The sequence below is a fragment of the Luteibacter sp. 621 genome, from assembly GCF_050435445.1.
Classification (GTDB): Bacteria; Pseudomonadota; Gammaproteobacteria; order Xanthomonadales; family Rhodanobacteraceae; genus Luteibacter.
This window is the reverse complement of the sequence record NZ_JBNDKI010000007.1, coordinates 108,286-130,570: the sequence shown is the minus strand read 5'-3', so window position 1 is coordinate 130,570 and position 22,285 is coordinate 108,286. Positions and strand designations below refer to the sequence as shown.

The 22,285-nt window shown below is 63.2% G+C and carries 23 protein-coding genes and 1 tRNA gene; 6 read left to right on the top strand and 18 right to left on the bottom strand.

The window, feature by feature from the left end; genetic code table 11:
- Window positions 1-14: 14 nt before the first annotated feature.
- From ABIE56_RS10060 to rplM, 4 genes are all read right to left on the bottom strand, one after another.
- On the bottom strand, window positions 15-1,109 hold the full coding sequence (locus tag ABIE56_RS10060; protein ID WP_429243671.1) for an acyltransferase family protein: 1,095 nt from the start codon (window positions 1,107-1,109) through the stop codon (window positions 15-17).
- Window positions 1,110-1,226: 117 nt separating this feature from the next.
- Window positions 1,227-1,300, bottom strand: a tRNA-Gln gene (locus ABIE56_RS10055).
- 51 nt (window positions 1,301-1,351) lie between these two features.
- Window positions 1,352-1,744, bottom strand: coding sequence for a 30S ribosomal protein S9 (gene rpsI / locus ABIE56_RS10050; RefSeq protein WP_429243670.1), 393 nt, complete (start codon window positions 1,742-1,744; stop codon window positions 1,352-1,354).
- A gap of 9 nt (window positions 1,745-1,753) precedes the next feature.
- Window positions 1,754-2,182 (bottom strand): 50S ribosomal protein L13, encoded by a 429-nt coding sequence (gene rplM, locus ABIE56_RS10045; RefSeq protein WP_045828717.1) that lies wholly within the window; start codon window positions 2,180-2,182, stop codon window positions 1,754-1,756.
- A 274-nt stretch (window positions 2,183-2,456) separates the two neighbouring features.
- Between rplM and coq7 the strand changes: the two genes are divergently transcribed.
- Window positions 2,457-3,098, top strand: a complete 642-nt coding sequence (gene coq7 / locus ABIE56_RS10040) for a 2-polyprenyl-3-methyl-6-methoxy-1,4-benzoquinone monooxygenase (protein WP_429243669.1) — start codon at window positions 2,457-2,459, stop codon at window positions 3,096-3,098.
- A 97-nt stretch (window positions 3,099-3,195) separates the two neighbouring features.
- On the opposite strand, the gene speD is transcribed toward coq7, so the two are convergent.
- Window positions 3,196-3,981 carry an adenosylmethionine decarboxylase gene (gene speD / locus ABIE56_RS10035; protein WP_036109987.1) on the bottom strand — a complete coding sequence of 262 codons (786 nt, stop codon included), beginning with the start codon at window positions 3,979-3,981 and terminating at the stop codon, window positions 3,196-3,198.
- Window positions 3,982-4,326: 345 nt separating this feature from the next.
- On the opposite strand from speD, the gene crp reads away from it, so the two are divergent.
- On the top strand, window positions 4,327-5,022 hold the full coding sequence (gene crp, locus ABIE56_RS10030; protein WP_429243668.1) for a cAMP-activated global transcriptional regulator CRP: 696 nt from the start codon (window positions 4,327-4,329) through the stop codon (window positions 5,020-5,022).
- Window positions 5,023-5,106: 84 nt separating this feature from the next.
- Here the strand turns inward: crp and ABIE56_RS10025 are convergent, their stop codons facing one another.
- The 5 genes from ABIE56_RS10025 to ABIE56_RS10005 all read right to left on the bottom strand — a co-directional run bounded on the left by ABIE56_RS10025 (window position 5,107) and on the right by ABIE56_RS10005 (window position 9,405).
- Entirely contained in the window at window positions 5,107-6,057 is a 951-nt protein-coding gene (locus ABIE56_RS10025) for a bifunctional helix-turn-helix transcriptional regulator/GNAT family N-acetyltransferase (protein WP_429243667.1), read from the bottom strand.
- A gap of 89 nt (window positions 6,058-6,146) precedes the next feature.
- Complete coding sequence (locus ABIE56_RS10020) at window positions 6,147-6,851, bottom strand: haloacid dehalogenase-like hydrolase (RefSeq protein WP_429243666.1); 705 nt, start codon at window positions 6,849-6,851, stop codon at window positions 6,147-6,149.
- Between the two features lie 7 nt (window positions 6,852-6,858).
- Window positions 6,859-7,707 (bottom strand): indole-3-glycerol phosphate synthase TrpC, encoded by an 849-nt coding sequence (gene trpC / locus ABIE56_RS10015; protein ID WP_429243665.1) that lies wholly within the window; start codon window positions 7,705-7,707, stop codon window positions 6,859-6,861.
- Window positions 7,708-7,756: 49 nt separating this feature from the next.
- Window positions 7,757-8,788: an anthranilate phosphoribosyltransferase gene (trpD, locus tag ABIE56_RS10010; protein WP_247432502.1), complete on the bottom strand. Its 1,032-nt coding sequence runs from the start codon at window positions 8,786-8,788 to the stop codon at window positions 7,757-7,759.
- A gap of 20 nt (window positions 8,789-8,808) precedes the next feature.
- Window positions 8,809-9,405 (bottom strand): anthranilate synthase component II, encoded by a 597-nt coding sequence (locus tag ABIE56_RS10005; RefSeq protein WP_429243730.1) that lies wholly within the window; start codon window positions 9,403-9,405, stop codon window positions 8,809-8,811.
- Window positions 9,406-9,512: 107 nt separating this feature from the next.
- On the opposite strand from ABIE56_RS10005, the gene ABIE56_RS10000 reads away from it, so the two are divergent.
- Window positions 9,513-10,247: a hypothetical protein gene (locus ABIE56_RS10000; protein WP_429243664.1), complete on the top strand. Its 735-nt coding sequence runs from the start codon at window positions 9,513-9,515 to the stop codon at window positions 10,245-10,247.
- A 111-nt stretch (window positions 10,248-10,358) separates the two neighbouring features.
- Here ABIE56_RS10000 and ABIE56_RS09995 read toward each other — a convergent pair whose 3' ends face one another.
- The 4 genes from ABIE56_RS09995 to ABIE56_RS09980 form a co-directional block, all read right to left on the bottom strand.
- Complete coding sequence (locus tag ABIE56_RS09995; RefSeq protein WP_429243663.1) at window positions 10,359-10,910, bottom strand: isochorismatase family protein; 552 nt, start codon at window positions 10,908-10,910, stop codon at window positions 10,359-10,361.
- A 12-nt stretch (window positions 10,911-10,922) separates the two neighbouring features.
- Window positions 10,923-12,320, bottom strand: coding sequence for an MFS transporter (locus ABIE56_RS09990; protein ID WP_429243662.1), 1,398 nt, complete (start codon window positions 12,318-12,320; stop codon window positions 10,923-10,925).
- Window positions 12,317-12,772, bottom strand: a complete 456-nt coding sequence (locus ABIE56_RS09985) for a MarR family winged helix-turn-helix transcriptional regulator (RefSeq protein WP_429243661.1) — start codon at window positions 12,770-12,772, stop codon at window positions 12,317-12,319. Before ABIE56_RS09985 ends, ABIE56_RS09990 begins: the two co-directional genes overlap by 4 nt.
- A gap of 382 nt (window positions 12,773-13,154) precedes the next feature.
- Window positions 13,155-13,424, bottom strand: coding sequence for a hypothetical protein (locus tag ABIE56_RS09980; RefSeq protein WP_429243660.1), 270 nt, complete (start codon window positions 13,422-13,424; stop codon window positions 13,155-13,157).
- A gap of 153 nt (window positions 13,425-13,577) precedes the next feature.
- On the opposite strand from ABIE56_RS09980, the gene ABIE56_RS09975 reads away from it, so the two are divergent.
- Window positions 13,578-13,901 (top strand): hypothetical protein, encoded by a 324-nt coding sequence (locus ABIE56_RS09975; protein WP_429243659.1) that lies wholly within the window; start codon window positions 13,578-13,580, stop codon window positions 13,899-13,901.
- A gap of 295 nt (window positions 13,902-14,196) precedes the next feature.
- Here ABIE56_RS09975 and ABIE56_RS09970 read toward each other — a convergent pair whose 3' ends face one another.
- Together ABIE56_RS09970 and ABIE56_RS09965 are read right to left on the bottom strand one after the other, a co-directional pair.
- Window positions 14,197-14,427: a hypothetical protein gene (locus tag ABIE56_RS09970; protein ID WP_429243658.1), complete on the bottom strand. Its 231-nt coding sequence runs from the start codon at window positions 14,425-14,427 to the stop codon at window positions 14,197-14,199.
- 28 nt (window positions 14,428-14,455) lie between these two features.
- Window positions 14,456-15,331 carry a hypothetical protein gene (locus ABIE56_RS09965; RefSeq protein ID WP_429243657.1) on the bottom strand — a complete coding sequence of 292 codons (876 nt, stop codon included), beginning with the start codon at window positions 15,329-15,331 and terminating at the stop codon, window positions 14,456-14,458.
- Window positions 15,332-16,083: 752 nt separating this feature from the next.
- On the opposite strand from ABIE56_RS09965, the gene ABIE56_RS09960 reads away from it, so the two are divergent.
- Window positions 16,084-16,602: a Mov34/MPN/PAD-1 family protein gene (locus ABIE56_RS09960; protein WP_429243729.1), complete on the top strand. Its 519-nt coding sequence runs from the start codon at window positions 16,084-16,086 to the stop codon at window positions 16,600-16,602.
- A 217-nt stretch (window positions 16,603-16,819) separates the two neighbouring features.
- On the opposite strand, the gene ABIE56_RS09955 is transcribed toward ABIE56_RS09960, so the two are convergent.
- A complete protein-coding gene (locus tag ABIE56_RS09955) occupies window positions 16,820-20,047 on the bottom strand; it encodes a protease pro-enzyme activation domain-containing protein (RefSeq protein WP_429243656.1) in 3,228 nt (1,075 codons plus the stop codon).
- Window positions 20,048-20,243: 196 nt separating this feature from the next.
- Window positions 20,244-21,176: a LysR substrate-binding domain-containing protein gene (locus ABIE56_RS09950; RefSeq protein ID WP_429243728.1), complete on the bottom strand. Its 933-nt coding sequence runs from the start codon at window positions 21,174-21,176 to the stop codon at window positions 20,244-20,246.
- Between the two features lie 96 nt (window positions 21,177-21,272).
- Between ABIE56_RS09950 and ABIE56_RS09945 the strand changes: the two genes are divergently transcribed.
- Complete coding sequence (locus ABIE56_RS09945; protein WP_429243655.1) at window positions 21,273-22,274, top strand: zinc-binding alcohol dehydrogenase family protein; 1,002 nt, start codon at window positions 21,273-21,275, stop codon at window positions 22,272-22,274.
- Window positions 22,275-22,285 lie beyond the last annotated feature (11 nt).

The window sequence follows — 22,285 nt, the reverse complement described above, 5'->3', positions numbered from 1 at the left end:
ACGGTGCGGAGGTCTCAGGCGGCGAGATTGCCGGCGTGCGCCTCCGTTCCCAATGCGTTGGAAGCCACGCGCTGGCCCACGAACCACTGTCCGAGGCGCCGCAGCAGGGGCTTCTCAAGGTAATGATAGCTGAGCAGGCCGGTACCCATGGCGCCTGCGACCATGACGGCGGTCAATGCGACCGGGTTAATGACCCCGATCCAGCCCAGCCGCGCGAAGGCGCCGACCATGGCATCGAACACGATCACGTGCCACAGGTAGAGCGAGAACGAAGCGTCGCCGAGGTATTGGAGGGCGCGGGGCATGATCCAGCGGCTGCGCAGTTCAAGGGTGATAACGCCATAGATAATCACTGCGGCAGGCATCCCCCAGCAGGCCACGCGCAGGAGATACGAGGCGGGATCGCGTGCGACGAGCCAGGTCCCAGCGGCCATCCATACCGTCGCCGCCAGGAACATCGTGCCGTGGAACTTGCGCGCGCCCCTTTCGACGAGCATCCCGACAGCCATGCCAAGGAGGAACTCGAGAAGGATGGGGGCGAACAGGTAGTCCAGGGGTGCCGTCCAAGGACGCCATGCGCTGGCAATGGCAGCACCGATGAGCACGCTGAACCAGAACGCCAGACCCCAAAGCGCCCGCTTTCCGAGGAGCAGAAGGCTTAGCGCTGCAACGCCGTAGAAGTAGACCTCATAGGTGAGCGTCCAGGCGACCCCGACGACGTAATTGGGGATGGTATCGACCAGCATGAGTAGCTCGACGACCGGCTTCTTCAGCGGGAGCGCCGTGGGCGGCGACCAGAGCAGGACCAGCCCCGCGGCGGCGAACGCGATCCAGTACAGCGGATAGATCCGGATAAACCGCTTCATCGCAAAGGCAAACACCGCCCTGCCCCTGCCGACCTGACCCAGGCTCGCCACGGATCGCCGGACGACGTGGTAGATGATGAAGCCGGAAATGACGAAGAAGATATCGACACCGGCCGGGCCCACGGCGGCGAAGAAGGGCTTCGCCCAGTGCGTTCGCATCGGCACCAGGCTCCAGAACATGTGGCACGAGACCACCATGAGCGCGGCGATGGCACGCATGCCCTGGATGTTGCGATATGTCATGCGCGATGGCCCCGACCGACGGCGTCGTCGTAAGTGCCATGCGGCATCGCGTACGTTGCACGAGGGCGAAAGGCACAAAAAGAAAGGGCCCTGATTGCTCAGGGCCCTTTCCGGTTTTGGCTGGGAGACTAGGATTCGAACCTAGATAAACGGAGTCAGAGTCCGTTGTCCTACCGTTAGACGATCTCCCAAGAAACCTATCGAAGCGCTCTGACCGTCGTGCTTCGAATTGTAGCGCGTGATTAGCGCTTGGAGAACTGGGTAGCGCGACGTGCCTTGTGGAGACCGACCTTCTTACGCTCAACTTCACGAGCGTCGCGGGTCATGAAACCAGCCTTGCGCAGCGGCGACTTCAGCGCTTCATCGTATTCGACGAGGGCGCGGGCGATGCCGAGGCGGATGGCGCCGGCCTGGCCGGTGATACCACCGCCGGCGACCGTCACCATGATGTCGAACTTCTCGGCGTTGTCGGTCAGCTCAAGCGGCTGGCGGACGATCATGCGCGAGGTCTCGCGGCCGAAGAAGATGTCGAGCGGCTTGCCGTTGACGACGATGCCACCGGTGCCCTTGCGAAGGAACACGCGAGCTGCCGAGGTCTTGCGACGACCGGTACCGTAATTCTGCTGGATAGCCATGGCGATTCCTTAGATGTCCAGCTGCTGCGGCTGCTGGGCGGTGTGCGGGTGCTCGGCACCGCCGTACACCTTGAGCTTGCGGTACATGGCGCGACCCAGCGGGTTCTTCGGCAGCATGCCCTTGACGGCGATCTCGATCACGCGCTCCGGGTGCGTGGCCAGCAGATCCTTGAGACTCGTGGTCTTCAGGTTGCCGACGTAGCCGGTGAAGCGGTGATACATCTTGTCGTCCAGCTTCGCACCGGTGACAGCCACCTTCTCGGCGTTGATCACGACGATGTAATCGCCGGTATCGACGTGCGGGGTGAACTCGGGCTTATGCTTGCCGCGGAGACGGCGCGCGACCTCGGTCGACAGACGACCCAGGGTCTTGTTCGTGGCGTCGATCACGAACCAATCGCGCTTGACGCTCTCCGGCTTGGCGCTGAACGTTTTCATTTCGAAAATACCTGGTTTGCCGCCCTGCAAAGGGACGGAACACGGAATCGGTGAAAGCAAAGACGCGAGAGAATAACTGACTTATCCTGCGTCGCGCAAGCCCACCATGCAGGTGAGCTTCGGGCCGACAATGATAGCAGAATGACGCGGTCTTTACACAAGCCCTGCCAATGGCAGGTACGCCGGGCGCGACAAGCAGCCGCAGCGCATTCACCCCGGTGGGGTGGTCCGGCATTGTAACGTGTACAGGTCCCCACATTCAAAGGAGCCGCCCGTGTCCGTCCGTACCTTTACCCCGTTCGACCGCTTGCTGGCCGGGCTGGAGCGCGCCATGGAGGCCGTGGCCGGCTCCCCGGAGGCGCACCGCCGCTCCCCCGGCGATGCCGTGCCGGATGCGCCGATGGACGATGCGGAACGCCGCCACGCGGCCGGCCTGATGCGGATCAACCACGTGGGCGAGGTCTGCGCCCAGGCGCTCTATATGGGCCAGGCCGCCCTGGCCCGCACCGATGACACGCGCCAGCACCTGCTGCACGCCGCCCAGGAAGAAACCGACCACCTGGCCTGGTGCGCCGAGCGGCTGAAGCAGCTGGATAGCCGCCCAAGCCTGCTCAACCCATTGTGGTACGCCGGCAGCTACGCCATCGGCGTGGCCGCGGCTGCCGTGGGCGATCCGATCAGCCTGGGTTTCGTGGTGGAAACCGAGCGGCAGGTGGAGGCCCACCTGGCCGAGCACCTGCAGCGCCTGCCCGCCCAGGACGATCGCTCGCGGGCGATCCTGCGGCAGATGCAGGAAGATGAGGTGCGGCATGCGGAGGCGGCCGAAGCGCGCGGGGGTATCGACCTGCCCTTCCCTATTCCGCGGTTGATGCATGCGGCGTCGGCGGTGATGAAGGCCGTGGCTTACAGGGTCTGAGGTAAGCGGGGATCGCGCGCAAGCGCGCTCCTACACGAGATCTGCCTGCGTACGTTCTGGCTGCAACGAAAAAGCCCCGCTTTCGCGGGGCTTTTTGTTACATCAGGTTGCGGCCGTGGAAGAGTTCCTCGATCTCGCGGCGGAGCAGCGATTCAATGCGCTGGCGCTCCTTGAACGAGAGATCGTCGGCCTGGGCCTCGAACAGATACGTATCGAGGTCGAAGTCCTTGATGTGCATCTTCGTGTGGAAGATGTTTTCCTGGTACACGTTCACGTCGAACATCTCGTACTTCTGGCGAATGTGCTTTGCCAGGTAATCCTGCACCGAGTTGATCTTGTGATCGATGAAGTGCTTCTTGCCCTTCACGTCACGGGTGAAACCGCGCACGCGGTAATCGGCGATGACGATATCCGACTCGAAGCTGTCGATCAGGTAATTCAGGGCCTTCAGCGGCGAAATCACGCCGCACGTCGCCACGTCGATATCGGCGCGGAACGTGGCAATGCCGTTGTGCGGGTGCGTTTCCGGGTACGTATGGACGGTAATGTGGCTCTTGTCCATGTGCGCTACCACGGCACCGGAAATGGTGTCGCGGCCGAGCTTCTCGACCACCGGCTCCTCGGAGATGAGGATGGTGACCGAGGCACCCTGCGGATCGTAATCCTGGCGCGCAATGTTCAGGATGTTCGCACCGATGATCTCGGCCACGTCCGTCAGGATCTGGGTCAGGCGATCGGCGTCGTACTGCTCATCGATGTACTCGATGTAGTTCTGGCGCTGCTGCTCCGAGACGGCATAGCAGATATCGTAGATGTTGAAGCTCAGCGCCTTGGTGAGGTTGTTGAAACCCTGCAGGCGAAGGCGGGGAAGCGGTTTGACCACAGCGACTCTCCGAGGCCGGTGATGACGGCCAGCAGCAGACACGGGTTAGCAGCAAGGGTCCCCGCAAAAAAGGAATTGGATGGCTCACGGCCAGACTGACAAGTCTGCCCCTCGTTTATGAACGGCCTGAGACAGGGTCCGGCCGCCGAGGGGGTAAAATTATGGGGCAAAGTGGCGAGAATTTGAACAACTTGGGTTGGATCGTCATTTATGGTGGATTTTGTCCACCCTTTGTCTGCAATAATCCGGCCGGGGACATGGCGAGTCGGCGACGCCCGACGGAAAACCGTCGGCAAGCTGCTGATTTGGGGGCGCCATGCCATAGAAGGCTCAACGGAATCTGCTGTGGCTCAACTTAAATATCTGTTGCAACAGGCATTCGAACGGTCGCAGGCTCCTCTGAGCTTCGCGCCAGACCCGGCTTCCATGGGTCGGTTCCTGGATGCCTGCCACCGGCGACGCTATCCGGGCAAAACCGCCATCATCCGCCCGGGTGACCCGGCCAATACCCTTTACTACGTGGTGGAGGGCTCGCTCGCCGTCTGCACCGAGGATGAGGAAGGCCGGGAGCTGATCCTTGCCTATATCAACCGTGGCCAGTTCATCGGCGAGATGGGGTTGTTTGTCGAGCAGGCCCAGCGTGAATCGCTGGTACGCACGCGCACGGCCGTGGAAATGGCCGAAATCAGCTACGAGCGACTCTTCCAGCTCCTGGAAGGCCCGCTGGCGGCCGAGTGCCCGAAGCTGCTGTTCGCGATCGGCTCCCAACTGACCCACCGCCTGCTGCGCACCTCGCGCCAGGTGAGCCGCATGGCTTTCATGGATGTCACCAACCGGGTATCGCGCACGCTGCTGGACCTGTGCACGGAGCCCGATGCCATGACCCACCCGGATGGCACCCAGATCCGGATTTCCCGCCAGGAAGTAAGCCGGATCGTCGGCTGCTCCCGCGAAATGGTGGGCCGCGTCCTCAAGCAGCTGGAAGAGGAACGGATGATCGATGTCTCGGGCAAGACCATCGTGGTGCGCGGTACGCGCTGACCACTGACGCAAAAAGGGGCAAGCACCGGCGTGCCTGCCCCTTTGGATGCGATCCGGGTGCTCTGGAAGGCACCCGCCAGGCGCTCAGGCACCCTCGTACACCATGTACACATCTGCCCGCTCGTAGTGCGAGCCGGGGCGGATGGCCTGTTGCCGCCGGAACCCGGCGCGCTCGTACATGCCCAGCGCGCGGCCAAGGCGGCTGTTGGATTCCAGGAAGAGCCGCTTGCCACCCTGCTCGCGCCAGGCGGTGATCGCGGCATCCAGCAGCTTGCGCCCGGCACCCAGGCCGCGGAAATTCTCGTCCACGCCCATCTTCGATAGCTCGTAAACGCCATCGCCCTCGTGCAGCAGGGCGCAGGTGCCGATCACCTCGCCCGCATACAGCGCGAAGAAAATGCCGCCACCGGGCTTGATCACGAGCGTTTCGGGGTCGGCGAACAAGGCCCTGTCCACGTCCTCGACGCGGAAATGGCGCTCCAGCCACTGCTGGTTGAGCCGACGGAAATGATCCGCATAAGCCGGGTCCCACGGGATCACGGCCACGCCCTCGCGGGCCAGCGCCGCACGCTGCTCCAACACGGCAGCCACCAGTGGCTTTTCCGCCAGGGCCTGCTCACAGCCATCGATCGCATCGAGCAGTTCCACCATGCGCGGCCCCATGGATTCAGCCATGCCACGGCGCAGCGCCAGCCACACGGGGCCGAGCGCACCGAGCGCACGCTCGCCGGCATCGGTAAGCGCCAGGACACTGCGGCGGCCGTCACCCGGGTCACGCTGGCGCACGACCATGCCTGCCTCGACGAGCCGATCGGCCAGCTGGCTTACGGCGGAGTGGGTCTGGCCGATGGCCGTGGCCACCTCGGTCACGGTCGTGGGGCCCACGTCGCGCAGGAAGCGCATGACCGGGAACCAGCGTGATTCGATGCCCGCCCCGCTCGCGCGGTAGACCTCGTCCACGGCCTGGTAAAAGTAATCGCTCAAGGCCTTTAGGCGGCTGCCTATGGCGAGCTCGCGCAGTGAAGACAGGTACATCGGGCATCCATGGGGAGTACGGGGCGCAGGCGATCAGGCTAGCGGCGGCAGGATGCCACGCGCAAGCGACACCGCAACATCTTTCTGGTTCAGTACCAGCCAAGCACCTCGAGCTTGTCCCCGAGCGGCTTCCGCATCTTCTTCAGCGTCCGCTTACTGGGGTTCACGAGCCTGGCAGCGTCCGCCGCTTTCAACATGGCCAGGTCCGACGTGGAATCACCATAGGCGACCGCCCACGGCCGGGCAATGCCCGCCCGCTCCACGGCCTTTACCTTCATGCCATCCACGTTGTGGCGCACGAAGTGCACCCCGAACACGCCACCACGCACCTGCGATGCGACGAGCTCAGGGCCTTGAAGGTTCACTTCATCCAGGATGGCCTGCACGAGCGTGCCATCGTTGCCGGTGACAATGACAACGCGATCACCCGCCTCCAGGTGGCGGCGCAATGTCGCCACGCCATCGCGCACGAACACACCGGGCCGGCGCGCATAGGTGCGGGCGAACTCGGTGACGAGACGCTTGTAGTTCTTCTCGCTGCGCCCGACGGTCACGACGCGCAGGAACACGCGCCCAAGGATGCGCGTGCCTGCGGCGCTGCGGATCATGAAAGGCACGAACGGAAGCCACGGCAGCGCCAGCAGCAGGCGCCAGCGGCCGAAGCCGGACAGGCGCTCACGGAAATAGAGTTCCAGCGTCTGGTGGCGCACGATCACGCCATCGAAATCGAACAAGACAACGCGCTGCGCGTCAGCGGTGGTGTCTGATACCACCGCTTCATTCCCCTGTGTCATGCGCTGCTCAGTATTTGTGCTGAACGGTCGGGGCATGAACCCCGAACAGCTTTTGCAGTTCCGCGCCCGGATCGGCCGCGCGCATGAAGGCCTCACCCACGAGGAACGTATGGATGCCCGCCTCGCGTAGCTTGCGGACGTCCTCGGGCGTGTGGATGCCGGACTCCGCGACGATGGCGGTTTCCGAACCCACGCGATCCTTCAGCTTCAGCGAGGTGCCGAGCGAGGTCTCGAACGTGCGCAGGTTGCGGTTGTTCACGCCGATCAACGGTGCGGGCAAGCCAAGCGCGATCTCGAGCTCTTCCTCATTGTGCACTTCGACCAGCACGTCCATATCGAGTTCGGCCGCCAACAACGACAACTCGGTAAGCGCGCCCTCGTCGTAGATGACGTCGTCGCCTTGCTTATCACCAAACGCGGCGACGATCAGCAGGATGCAATCAGCGCCGATGACCCGGGCCTCGTAGACCTGGTATTCGTCGACGATGAAATCCTTGCGCAGGATCGGCAGGCTGCAGGCATCACGCGCCTGGCGCAGGTAATCCTCGTGGCCCTGGAAAAAATCGGCATCCGTGAGTACCGAAAGGCAAGTGGCACCGCCCTTCTCGTAGCTACGCGCGATCTGTGCCGGGTCGAAATCGGCGCGGATAAGGCCCTTGCTGGGGCTCGCCTTCTTAACCTCGGCGATCACGGCGGGTTTGCCGTCATGCAGGCGAGCGTCAATGGCGGCGACGAACCCGCGCGTATCCGGAAGACCCGCAATGAGTGCGGCCATGTCGTCGATCGAGCGCTTGCGCTTGCGCTCGTCGATCTCTTCCGCCTTACGGCTGAGAATACGATGGAGGATGTCGGGCATCGGTGTCGCTTCCTAGGGTAAGGCCGGGGAGTGGGGTAACCCGACGATATCAGGCGCCGAGCCGCTGCGTCGCGGCCACGAATGCTTCCAATTTTACACGAGCCGCGCCGCTGGCAATGGTCGCCCGGGCCAGGTCGATACCCGCCTGGATGCTGGGGGCCACATCCGCGGTATACAGCGCCGCGCCCGCATTCAGGCAGACAATATCGTGGGGCACGCCGGGGACGCCAGAGATGGCATCCAGCAGCATGGCCCTGGATTCGTCCGCATTTTCGACCCGGAGGTTGCGGCTGGAAGCCATCGACAGGCCGAAATCTTCAGGCTCCACCTCGTATTCGGTGACCTTGCCATCGCGCAGTTCACCCACCAGGGTGGCGGCGCCCAGCGATATCTCGTCCATGCCATCGCGGCCCCACACGACCAGCGCGTGCTTCGCGCCAAGGGCCTGCAAGACGCGAACCTGGATACCGACCAGATCGGGATGGAATACGCCCATGAGGATGTTCTGAGCGCCCGCCGGGTTCGTGAGCGGCCCCAGGATGTTGAAGATTGTGCGGACGCCCATCTCGCGGCGCACGGGCGATACCACCTTCATCGCAGGGTGGTGGTTGGGCGCGAACATGAAGCCGATATCGACCTCGTCCATGCACACGGCCACCTGGGCCGGCAGCAGTTCGATGCGGGCGCCCAGCGCCTCGAGCACATCGGCGCTGCCCGACTTGGACGAGACGCTACGGCCACCGTGCTTGGCCACGCGCGCGCCGGCTGCCGCAGCGACAAACATGGAGGCCGTGGAGATATTGAACGACGAGGCGCCATCGCCACCGGTGCCCACGATATCGATGAAATGCGGGTGCGGCGTGGCTTCCACCTTCGCGGAGAGGTCGCGCATAACGCGCGCCGCGCCGGTGATCTCGCCCACCGTTTCCTTCTTCACCCGCAGGCCGGTCAGGATGGCCGCCGTCATGAGCGGACTCACGTCACCGCGCATGATCTGGTGCATCAGCTCGATCATCTCGTCATGGAAGATCTCGCGGTGTTCGATAGTGCGCTGGAGCGCCTCGGAAGGGGTAATCGGCATGGAACGTCCCAGGGCGTGGATCAGGCGGCGAGCGGCAGCGGCATGCCAAGGAAGTTACGCAGCAGGTCGTGGCCGTGCTGGGTAAGGATCGACTCGGGGTGGAACTGCACGCCCTCGATATCGAGCGTGCGGTGGCGCAGGCCCATGATCTCGTCGATGGAGCCATCCTCGCGCTCGGTCCAGGCGGTGACTTCCAGGCAATCGGGCACCGAATCCTTTTCGACCACCAGCGAGTGGTAGCGGGTCGCCTCGAACGGATTGGGCAGGCCGGCGAACACGCCCTTGCCCAGGTGCTTCACCGGGGAGGTCTTGCCGTGCATGATCTCGCGCGCCCGGATGACCTTGCCGCCAAACACCTGGCCGATGGCCTGGTGGCCCAGGCAAACGCCAAAGATGGGCAACTCGCCGGCCAGTTCTTTCAGGATATCGAGCGAGACGCCCGAATCATCCGGCGTGCCCGGCCCCGGCGAAATCATGATCCGCGAGGGCTTCAGGGCCCGGATATCGGCCACCGTCAGCGCATCGTTCCGTACGACCTTGACCTCCTGCCCCAGCTCGCCGAGGTACTGCACGAGGTTGAAGGTAAAGGAGTCGTAGTTGTCGATCATGAGGAGCATGGCGGGGCCTGCCGGGTCTGAATCGGGGGTGGGGCCTGCCATTCTAGCCTCCTCCTGCCCTACCCTGCTCACACTGATTTCGCCCGCCGGGCGACAGGATGCCCCGCATGCGCAACCTCGACTTCAGTTCCTGGCAGGGCCTGCTCTCCACGCTGGTGGGGCTCGCCATCATCACCCTGATCGGCGTCGGCATCCGCCTGCTGGCCATGCAAACCGTGCAGCAGCGGCGCGAGCGGGCGAACCGGCAGATCAATGAGCGGCTGCGGACGCTGATCGCGGCCTATAAGACACTAGGCGGATCGTTCACCGGGAACCTCGCGGTCGATCCGACCCATCTGCGGCAATTGCGCGAGCGTGGCGAGGGCGATCCTGCCGCGGCGCTGCTGCTGTCCGCGGCTTCCGGCAATGACCGGGCCCGGCGCGTACGTGACGCGGTGGAGGCAGCGCTGTCAGACATCGTGCTGCTGGGCACGGAGAAACAGGTGGAGCTCGCGGCGCGCGCCGCCAATGAGCTCGTCGCCGGTCGCCCGATCCATACCGACGAGCTGGTGATCTCACTGCGCGACTTCATCCGCGAAGTGCTCGATCTCGATCCCATTCCCGCAAGTGTGCCCATCCCCAGGCAGGGCCCCGCGCGTACGGCCGGCCAGGGTGGCAAGGGCGGTGGCGGTGCGGGTGAAGGGGGTGGCGGAAAAGGCGGTGGCGGTGGCGGTGGCGGTGGCGGGATGGGCGGCGGTGGCATGGGCGGTGGAATGGCCGCCGGCGCGGGCGCAGGCGCAGGCATCGGCATCGGCCACGGCCTTTCGTCCACTGAGGACGATGACCCACTAGCTCATCGATAGCCCCTGTAGGAGCGCGCTTGCGCGCGATTCAGGTGTGCGACATGACCTCGCGAAACGCGGCGCCTTCGATACCCCGGATCGCGCGCAAGCGCGCTCCTACATCGACATCGTTTAGCCGATCGTCGCGAGGATTTCTTCCGTCGACGTCGTTTCGCCAAGGCGCGGGAAGATGTTCTTGATGCTGTTCTCGTGCGCATCAGCCTTCAGGTCGGCCATGGCATCGGTAACGAGCACCACGTTGTAACCCAGCTCGCTGGCATAGCGCGCCGTCGATTCCACACCGATGCTGGTGGCGATGCCGAGGATCACGACCTGCTCCACGTTCAGGCCGCGCAGCGTCCGGTCGAGGTCGGTGGTCTGGAACGCGCCCCAGCGCTTCTTGGTGACGACATGGTCGGTCGGCGCCTGCTCGAGTTCCGGGACAAACGCCTTGAACGACGGATCCTGAGGGACCTGCGCGATACCGCCGTCGGTGCGGCCCGGGGCGCCGGCATCCACGTTCACGAGCACGACGGGACGCTTCGTCTCGCGGAAAGCGCGGGCGATCGAAGCGGCCTTCGCCACGACAGGCGCCGCCGGCGACGCGACGGGAAGGTTGACGATGCCCTGCTGCAGGTCGATCACGATCAGCGCGGCGTTGGCGTCGAGTTGGGTAAGTGCCATGGGGATGCTCCTTCAGGAGTGGGGTTTGGAAACGTCACCCGCACGCGGCAGCGTGCGGTCGAAAAGAGTGGCGATGAGCAGAAGCGCGGAGACACCCGCCATGGCGGCAGCCAGGGCGTGCAAGCCGTGATCCGTGGGCTGGTGGCCGTAGCAGGCGCCGATCACCGCTGTCGCGGCCATCGCACCGACATAGGAGAAGGTGCGCTGCAGGCCCGATGCCGTGCCGATCTGCCCCGGCGGCGCCTGGATGTACACCGCGGCCTGGGTGGTAACGGACACCAGTCCCTGCGGAATGCCGAACGCCGCCACGGCCGCCGCCATCAGCCACAACGGCGATGCGGCATCGATACATAGCAAGGCGATGGCACCCGCGATGGAGCATGCAAACGCAAGCAGGAACGGGCCACGGAGCCCTTGGGTACGCGCGCCCGCGATGGAGCCGACCCCCGCAAGGATCGATAGCGGCAAGGTAGCGATACCGGCCTGTGCCGCCGAATAGCCGCCAGCGCCTTCCACCCACTGCGCGAAACCATAAAACACGCAGTAGACAACGGTGAATGCGAGGGTCGCGCGCAGGTAGGTGATGCTGAGCGGCTTGTGCTTCGCCAGCATGCGCAGATCGATGAACGGATCGGCACGGCGCAATGAATGCCACGCCAGCAGACCGGCGCACACCGCGGCAACAGGCAGCGCTATCCAGCGTGGGTGATCGATATCGAGCAGGAAAACCATCAACGCAAGCAACACGCCAGAGAACAGCCCGATACCGGCGACATCCAGCTCCTTCCACAACGAGCGTCGTTCGTTGCGCGGCGGATCCTTCGGGATCCACGCAAGCACCAGGAGCAACGTGACCAGCGCCAGCGGAACGTTCACGGTAAAGATCGCATGCCAGCCGAATGCACCGGTAAGTACGCCACCGAGCACCGGGCCGACAGCCGCCGTCGCGACACCCATCAGCGAAAGCAGCCCCATCGCCGTACGTGGCGGCGGGCTTCCTGTCGCGTCGGCGCGCTCGCGGAACAAGCGCATGGCTGAAGGGTAAGCGCCCGAGGTACCTATACCGAGCAACATGCGCACGACCACCAGCCAGCCGAGCGACGGCGCGATGCGTCCGGCGACACCAGCGATCATCACCAGCACGAGCGATGCGAGGTAGACGCGACGTGCGCCGACGAGGTCCGCGATGCGCCCCAGCGTGGGCTGCGCGACGGCACACACCAGGTACAGCGCCGCAATGAGCCAACCCGTCTGCGCGACACTCGCGTGGAACTCCGTCGCAATCGGCACCAGGGCCGTGGCGATCATCGTGGAGTTGATGGGATTAAGGCAGGAACCGAGCGCGAGCGGCAAAAGGAAGCGCACGCCGAAGGGATTGGCAGCGACAGCGCTGCCAGCGGCCGTGGTCACGCCGGATCCTGCGTGCTCGTTTCGGCCAGATTCCGGATCACCCGTGCGGCGACGGCCAGGTCATCGCGGTCATGCGGCGACATCCGCGAGATCGCCTCGGACAGCCAGGCGTGCTTCGCCGCCTTCACCCGGCGCCGCGCCTCGATGCCTTCCTCGGTCAACGCATAAAGGAACTGCCGACCATCCGTCGGGTGCGCCTCACGCGCCACCAACCCATCCTGCTCCATGGTCGCCAGCGTGACGCCCATCGATTGCGGCTTCACTGCCTCGGCGCGTGCGAGATCGGCGGTAGACGTAGGCCCGGAGGCCTCCAGCCGCGCCAGCACAGCCGCCTGCGACCAGGTCAGGCCAAGGTTGTTGGATTCGGCGCGCACTCGGCGCACCAGCAGGCCGCACGCGGTGAGCAGGTCACTGGCGGCGATGTCGACGGGCGATGGCGACGGCTTGGGCATGCCATCAAACTAAGGCCGCGCTCGGCCGATTGCAAGGTAAACTTGCAAGTTAGGCTTCGAAAGTTCTTGCCGGTCGAGGGTGTGAGAAACGAGAACGTATGCAATAACCAATAGTTTGGCGTGATCGCCAAACTATGAGCGAATTCACGCAAAGGTTGGCGCTTACGTAGCGATAACGCCAACTACACCCCTGATCTACATGCATTAATTAGGCAGCTTCGTCACGGACGCGCAAACTATGGGCGAAACGCAACTGGTACCGAGACTACCGACGCTCAAGTGCCACCATTAAAGCACTGACCGAATAGTCGCCTTCCCGCTATCCAGATCCGTGCCTGCGCGGCCCCCATGCTAGCGGCGGCATTTTCCGGCCACCTGCTTCTCAAATGGCGTCAATAGCATCAGAAAGATTTAGCAGCGCTCGGCCGATGCCGGGGATAATGACGGTCCCAGCGCCTTTCAGCGGTGCCGCGACAAGTCGCGCGGCATGCATTACGCCTTCGTATCCCTGTTGGCTCGCGTGAGCCAATATCAAGTGCGTGCGAAAGCCTGCCGCTTGAACGTCACGGTCTAGCAAGGACTGACCAATGGCCATTGCCTCCACGGCGAACTGGGCTCGTGAGAGGATGAGTTCTTCGTCGATCATCGCCATGGGAACCCCGGTTCCTTCAAGCGGGGCATGGCCCATCCCCTGAGCTGCTTTCGCACTGTGCCGGACAGGTCTCCGGTCAAGACGTCCTCATGTCCTTTAGCCTGGTTGAAGTCCTCTGCGAACTGCTGCGCCTCGGTGAGAAACGCCCAGTACATGATCCATTGGATTCCCTCCAACGCGGACCTCGGGTCATTCAAGCAGCGCGCCAATCTGTTCTACGCGGCGACGCAGCTTCAAATCCAGATTTTCTCCGACGATGAGACAAACGTTATCGCCGGCCGTGAGGCGGCCGCCAGACTTAATAATGTCGATCTGACCGACATTACCGACATTATCCTGGACATGAGTGCGCTGTCGGTGGGCGTCAGTTTTCCGCTGGCAAAGCTGTTCTACGAATCGGGCTGTCGGCGCGCAAGCTACCGGAGTCTTCAATCCAATAGCCACGAATCGCATTCACCTGGACGCCATCGGCGCTAAGCCTCTGCATGCCACTGGCAAACATGTCAGTGCCCGTCCCGAGTGTCGCCGCACCCCCTTCAGCGCGTATCTCGAAGCCGAGTGTTCCTTCTGAATCGATAGCCATGATCAAACCGTGACCACCGTCCCCCGTCGGATCGAGGTACCGATATTGAACAGCACCACCGCCCAACGACTCCTTGGTAAATTCTGATGACACGTCACCGCGAGGTGTCGGCGGACCCAAAGCATCTGCTGTCGTGTTTGGAACAACAAAACGCCCGCTTGGAGCGGGCGTGCATTGCCGCCGCCAATCTTATAAAACCAGTTCAAACACTTCCAACTCGCCTTCCGTGAGTGGGACCTGACACGCGCATGCGCGCTTCTCACCAGCCCCGCTTACAAAGTGATAGATGTAGCAGTCGTCGTACGGGCTGTATCCACCACTGGTGAAAACAACAATTTCATCCTTACGAAATTCACAACGACCGATCTTGGTTTCGTTCGTCAATTGATATGAAGAGCCTGGAATCAGTTCAATGGCCACAGCTCAGCCTCCAAAGGGTTCAAAGACATTACGGTTGTTCGTGAAGTATTGAGTGCCGCCACCAGTTCCACGCGCCAATTCTGGAAGACTCAATTTTCCGGAAGTATCCGCTGCCGTCGAACGGAGAACAGAGGCGTCCTCGGTCGTAACATAAATGATGGGTTTGCGCCCCACTGAGCTGATGCCAATTGCCTCCGCAGGCGTCCCAACGGGAGCGAAATACCCGCCAACCGGACTGCCTGGAATTTGATACTGCACAACCTTTGAGCCCCCCGGGCAACGTAACAACTTCGACTGGTTGTGAGAAATCGATGCCACCCATGTGTGAGGCGATTCGGTCGTCGTCCCAACCCAGCGTCTTGTAATACGCATTGGCGGTCGCCTGCCGTGCCGCAAGTGTTTCTGCATCAACAACCACGCCACCTACGTTTGCTTCGTTTGGAACCACTTCCGGCTCAGCCACCGGCCTGGTTAACTGGGGCCCGTTGACCCACTCCGGATTCCATGCCGCCGCGGTCAAGGTCTCGGTCCTGCCCAGCGCCTTCGTCACCGCGCCCAGGCCGAATAGACTCAAACCCGCCTCAACCACGCCAAGGCCGAACTGCAGTTTGCTCCCGGAGTAGTACCCGTCGGCGATCGAGTTTACGCCATGGGCTGTGCCTACGCTATTCAGCGCGAGGGCCGCCATTGGCGAAACGGCGGCAAGAGCGGCGAACCCACCGCCCGCCGCAAGCGATGCTTGCAGCAGAACAAATTGCGTGGCGTCGGACTGAAGCACGCGTTGAATCTGGGCGTTTTGGACGGACTCGTGGGCCGCCAACGCTTCGCGGCGGGCTGACACCGCCACAAGGTCAGCCTGATCAGCGCGGAATTGCGTCGATGCGTCCAGGCCGGCGTTCCACATGGCGTTGTCCGCTTCCGAGTAACGATCCGGCCGGATTCGCGGCCGATAGGACCGGCGAACCGGTCACGCTACCGGCGAAGCCGCGCTGGGTCGCGATCGAGCCAGCCTGCGGTCCCTGCACTACCCCCGTCGCCGCACCGACGGAGAGGTTGCCGGTGCCGACCACCATGCGTGTGTCGTCAGGCGTCAGGCGAATATCGTCGCTGATATCGATCCGCCCTGTCGTAATGGGTGTAAGGCTTTCGACGTGTTCAATCTACCTCCAAGGCACTCATTGATGAGTTGCTCCAGGCAGATGTGGTTCTAGTCACCACCGCCGACTGGCCATCCGAACTCTTCCTATGGCGCCTGCATCAAGATGGATCGACCTAGGCGTTGATACAAACTTGGAGCGAGCCACATGCACGAGTCGGCCACGTTATTTCGTCTCCCGCCTCCGGACCGTCGGGAGAACACCTTTTCGATCACCAAGGTCGTTTCCTTCGAACCTTTTCCAAATGGCCCGATGATGGGCTAATCCCATTACCGGCTTGCGGAGCGAGCTTCTTGCCGGGCGCAGCAAATCGACTCAACGTAGTCGCCAACTTGGCGGTACAGGTGACCATCGACGTGCTCACTAGGCCATCACCATCGGCTACCTGGAACTACACACTCAACGATGTCTCAGACATCGCCTCACTGGGTGGACACTACGAAGGACCAGCCTCTCCAGAGGTAGTACGAGGCATGGCGGGGACGCTGCCTTGGCCAACATGACTTGCGACGCCGTGGCTTGGACCTGGCAGTGGCCTGACCTCCTGAATACTCAATTGCTTGTTCTCGATAGTGTCGCTCAGTTGCTTTGCAAAAATCGTCAGACCGGGGCAAAGCGCGAGCGCGGCGGCCTCCTTTTCGTCAGCCTTGACGATCCGCGAGGTGTCGTGCTCGCACGCGCCACGCCTCCCCACGTTCGAGATAAGAGTGCGCGATACTCGCTGGACCTTGATCCGGGCCGGTGCGAAGCCGAGATCCGGTCGGCTAACTGCGTAGGGTTAAGGCTGATCGGCCACTGGCACACCCACCCAGAGGACGTGCCTGCGCCCTCAATGCAGGACATTCATTCATTCCGCGCATTTGGTGAGCGCCACCGGACCCTTGTCGAATGGCCCCTTGCGGTGATCGTAGGGCTTTCGGCCTTTCCAAACGGCGTTCGCGCTTGGAGTATCCGGCCGGACCGGATTCTGATGGCGCACTCTCTCGAGGCCGCTCTTGAGACAAGACCTACCGTATGAGGTGGGCCACGTTCTCACCCACTCCAAAATCGCCAGCCCGCGCGGCTAACGCCCATATGCGAACCGGGCGCGATCAAAAGTGAACGCAAAGCCCCGATTCGCCGTAGAACTGACTACAAGGTCCGTTCGCCAAACTATGGGTTATTTCGCCGCCAAACTATGGGTTACTGCATAACGGCCGGGAATGATCCCGGCCGTTCCGTATGAGACAGAAGCGTTACTTCGTCGCCAACCGCCTGCTCCCCTGGAACCGGTTAGCCGGAACCGTCGCCGTCGTAGTCAACGCCAACGGCGTACCAAACGCATCGGCCACGTTCGCAGCAGCGAAGCCGCTACCCGTGCCCTGCCAATCCACAAGGCGATTGTTTGCACCACGCCACAGGATGTCGGCAATGCCGTCGCCGTCGTAATCACCGATACCTGCCAGCGAAGCACCCGCCGGAATGGCCTGGCTCTTCTGGCCGGTCACGGCGAAGCCCTGCATGGTCCACCACGTAAGCTGCGTACCTGCGGCGTTCGTCCAGATCAGGTCCGTGGTGCCATTGCCATCGACATCGCCCACGCCTTGCAGCACCGCACCGGCCGGGTGATCCGGTAGTGCGTGCGAGACATAGCCATCGCGACGATCATCTACCCATACCGCGGTGCCGGTGGAGCTGTTGCGGGTCCATACGATATCCGTGTAGCCGTCGCCATCCACATCGGCCAGCACTGGCACGCCGCCGGCGATGCCCTGCTTCGGCCACGACTGGCCGGTCACGATGATGTCGTTCTGGGTGACCGGATCCAGGTCCAGCGCCCACCAGACGATTTGCGAGGTAGCCGTATCGAACCACACCAGCTTCTGCACGCCACTGGCATCGTGCACACCCACACCCAGCAGCTTCCAGCTCGCCGGGATATCGCGGTTCACCACGAAGGTGAAGTAGCCGCCGGTCCCGGTCGAGACCCACACGTTGAGCTTGTGGTTCGCATCCATCAACAACAGCTCGCCGGACTTCAGCGAGAGCGCGTCGAGACCCGGCACCACATCGCCATAACCCACCACGGTGAGCGACGGATCGATCGCCTGGGCCTGGTCATACAGGCTCACGGCGCCCTTCATGGACACGGAGTGCAGCATGCCGCCATCGACATACGCGAAGTCGCTATAGCCATCGTTGGTGAACAGGTTGTTCAACGAGAGGAAGTCCGCCGGCACGGCGTAGTTCCGCTTGGCCGGGGCACTCCATGCTTTCACCGCATCGGCCAGGTTGGCTGCGTTGATCGAGCCCAGGCCCGTGGCCATGCTGTAGCCCACGTTGGTCTTCCACGCCGGCACCAGCGTGTGCGTGGTGGTGTCGCCGCCTTCCACGATACCCACCACGTTGTTGAGCTTCGTGCCGCTATCGCAGTTCACCGAGCCTGCCGCGCACGGCTGCACGATGTCGCCTTCGGTCACGTTGTTGAACACGCAGGTGGAAGCGATGGTGTTGCCGTTGCTGGCGTTGCACGCGGTAAGCACCGTGTTGTTCGGCGAACCCACCGTACCGAACTGGCGCGCCGCGATGCCGTAGAACGCCGGAAGCGGGTTGCCCACGCGGTCGCCATTGACCTGGTTGAGCAGCGCCTGCACGCCTGCCATGGCCGGTGCAGCGAACGAGGTGCCGCCCGCGGAGTTGGCGAACACCGCATCCGGGTCGCGGAAATCGCAGGCCGTACCGCCGTTGTCGGTATCGGACATGCAGAACACCAGCGCGTGGCCATAGATACCGTTCGCCGAGAACAACGAGATATCCGGGATGGTGCGCGAGGTGTGATTAGTGGAACCGTGGATACCGATCTGCGCTTCCGGCTGGGCGAACAACGTACTGGGACCACCACCGCCACCACCGACCTGCAGGAAGTCCGCGCCGCGGCCCTGGTCGTCGTTACAGGCCGTGATGCCGTCCTGATAGCCGAGCAAGGTGTACAGATGGCTGCTGGCGCAGCTGTTGTTCCAGGTCATCTCCGGGATATAGGTCACGGCCGACTGGTACTTCGGCAGGTTGGTCGCGGTCCAGTAAGTCGACTCCTTGCCGCGGTCGTTGAAGTCGGTGCCACCGATAGCCACGGCCGAGGTCGACGAGGCGAGGCCGTTGATCGCCGCGCCATTCTGCGACCAGAACAGCGCGCCCTGGTCACACTGGGTGGAACCGCCATCCCCCGACGACACATACACGGTCACACCCTGCGCAGCCGCCGACGACCAGAGGATGTCGGCGAGATACGCGTCTGACGCGTCGGCACTCTCACACGCGCCGTAGCTGAGGCTCCAGATCGGCGGCGGCAGGCCCGTCGTCGTATCCAGCAGGCGCGCGGCCGCCATGAACGGGCCGAAGGTTGCGCCGGAGTCGGCACACGATGCCAGGACAATGTCCGCATCGGGCGCGGCTGCACCTGCCCACTCGGCATCGAGCGCGGCTTCGCCCTCATCGCCATTCAGGCCGGGATCGGTACAAGGCGCTCCTTCCGCGCCGCTGGGATGCTGGATGGCGAACGTGCCCCGTGCATCGTTGGGCAGGAAGGCAGCACGGAAGTGCGCCACATCGTCCGGCTGCACATTGGTGCGTTCCAGCACCACGATGCTCTGCCCCGCGCCACGCACCGGTGTATCGCGTTGCCAGAGCGGCTTCACGTTGTACACGGTGTTGAAGTCAGCCGGCACCATGTCATACGTGGTGTTCGGATCGGTGGTGCCCGGCGGTACGGTAAAATCCGGGTTGTCGGCCGCCGCGGTGCTCCACTTGCCGTGCTTGCTATCGAAGCGTGCCTTGGCGATCGCGGTGTGCTGCGGTACCGGGAAGAAGTTATGAAGCGATACACCCTGGACGATGGGTGCCAGGGCAGACGGAACGCGTGCGTCGGTTGTATTGGCAAAGTGTTGCTTGCCATCGGCCTGGTACGCATGGATCTCGGTGGCAAACGCCTTCGCCACGGCCGATGCATTGCCCGACACGGATACGCGCATGCGATCCTGAGAAACACTGTTGACCGTCAGCCCCTGGCCCTGCAGCCACTGGCGCAGTGTCTGTACATCCTGGGTGGATGGCCCGAAGCGCTCGCCGATCTGTTTGCCAGTAAGCCACTGGTGGAAGTCGGGTGATGCCGGGTTGGTCTGCCGGGCCAGCAGCGTGCGAAAGGCCTTTTCATGGTCGTCGTCGCGCTTGAGCACCAGGGTGATATTGCTGATGGCCTGGCTCGCCGGCACGGCGCCAGCGTCCTTCGCGGCCAGAGCCTGGCGCGGACGAGAGCCGGCCAGCGTGGCGTTGCTGGCACCGCTGATGTTGGTAGTGAGGCGAGGTGTCGCCGGATTGGCCGCGGATTTCACCGATGTACTGAAATCGGCCGCGGCGATGGGTAACGACAGGGCGCAACCTGCCGTCAGGCTCGCTAACGCGAGCCATGCTGAAAACCTGCAAGACATGCAATGAACTCCCTTGGGCGAAGTGAAAGATCTCCGCCGAGCTCCCTGCTCCCCATCCGGGCTCCCCACAGACACTGCCTGGCGTCAGAGTGATCAGCACTAGCAACTTACGATGCCTGCGCATGCACGGGTATGACGCAGGTCACATTTGGCCGTCCAAATGTGTGAACCCACGCAACAACGCAATTTTGTGCGTTTAACGAACGCGCGTTCGTTCAGGTTTATGCAATGCGTTTGTCATCGCACCGAGGCGCGCGGTAAGCAACGCATGCAATTCGCGCACTGCCGGTGAAAACTGGCGTCGATGCGGGCATACGAGGCTTAATGGCGCGAGTTCGCCCGGCTGTTCAGGCAGCAAGACATCAAGTCGTTTTGTGACGACATCATCGCGCACATCCAGCCATGACTTGTACGCAATGCCACGACCATCGACCGCCCAGCGCCGCGCGACGTCACCGTCATCGCACATCAGGCCACCGCGCACGGTGATCTGCCGACGTCCTTCGGGCGCGGGGAATATCCAGCGATCGTACGTCTTGCCGCTCAGGGAATAGAGCAGGCACTGATGGGAAACGAGGTCGTCGAGCGTCCGTAGCTGCCCATGTTCAGCAATGTACGAAGGCGATGCGACGAGTACGCGGCGGTTGTCCGCAGCGAGCGGCAGGGCGACGTAGCTTGCGTTGTCGGGCACGCCGTAACGGATCGCAATATCGACCGGATCGCGGAACACATCTGCCACGGAGTCGGAAAGGAACACCTTCAGCACGAGATCGGGGTGTTGTTCACGAAAGTCGGAAAGCCACGGCAACAGAACGTTCCGGCCAATATCCGAAGGCGCCGCGACACGCAGCGTGCCCTGCAGTGCGCGAGATTCACCTTGCAGCTGTTCGCGCCCCTCGCGGAGCATCGCGAGCGCCTCTTCAGCATACGGCAGGTAGCGCGCGCCTTCTTCCGTCAGCTTCAGGCTACGTGTGGACCGGGCGAACAGCCGGATGCCCAACTGCTCTTCCAGGCGCTGGATAGCGACGCTGACCTGCCCCGGCGCCAGCGACGCCTCACGGGCGGCACTCGAAAAGCTGCCCAGGGCGGCAGCGCGAACAAACAGGGCCAGATCGTCGGTTTTGATCATTTTTACGAAAACCGGATAAGTGCTCCCGGATTCTATGGCTTTTTCCGGAAACGTCGAGGGCCGATGCTGCATGCCTGGCCACCCCAAGGACCCTTCATGAAAGCCATCGTCTATACCCAGCACGGCCTGCCCGCCACCGACCCGCATTCGCTCGTCGAGATGGAGCTCCCCAAACCGGTGCCAGGCCCGCGCGATCTGCTGGTCCGCATCCACGCCGTCTCGGTGAACCCTGTCGATACCAAGCTACGCCGGGGCAGCCCCACGGAGACACCGCGCATCCTCGGCTGGGACGCCGCCGGCGTCGTGGAAGCCGTTGGCCCGGAGGTCACCCTGTTCAAGCCGGGCGACGAGGTCTGGTACGCCGGATCCATCGCGCGCCCCGGCTCCTACGCCGAGTTTGGCCTGGTCGACGAGCGCATCGCCGCCCTGAAGCCGACATCACTCTCGTTTGGCGACGCAGCTGCGTTGCCGCTCACTTCGCTCACCGCCTGGGAACTTCTGTTCGATCGGCTGGAGGTGAAGCCCGATGACGAGGGCGAATTGCTTATCGTCGGCGCCGCTGGCGGTGTCGGCTCCATCCTGACCCAGCTGGCGTCGCGCCTGACGACATTGCGTGTGATTGGCACCGCTTCCCGTGCGGATACCCGCGAATGGGTACGTGAACTGGGTGCTCACGACGTGATCGATCACAGCCAGCCGCTACTTGAAGGCCTCCGCGCGGCCGGCGTGCCGCAGGTTCGCTACGTGGCAGGCCTGACCCACACGGCCTCGCATTATCCGCAGCTGATCGAAGCGCTCGCGCCGCAAGGGAAGCTGGGCCTGATCGATGACCCCGACGTACTGGATGTGGTGCCGCTGAAGCGCAAGGCCATCTCGCTGCACTGGGAGCTGATGTTTACCCGCTCATTGTTCGAGACGAAGGACATGATCCGCCAGCACGAGATCCTTACGAACGTCGCGAAGCTGATCGACGACGGCACGCTCAAGACCACCCTCGGCGAGCACATGGGCAAGATCACGGCCGAGAACCTGCGCAAGGCCCACGCGCTGGTCGAAAGCGGGCGGGCGCGCGGCAAGCTGGTGCTGGAAGGCTTCTGATCGCAACCGGC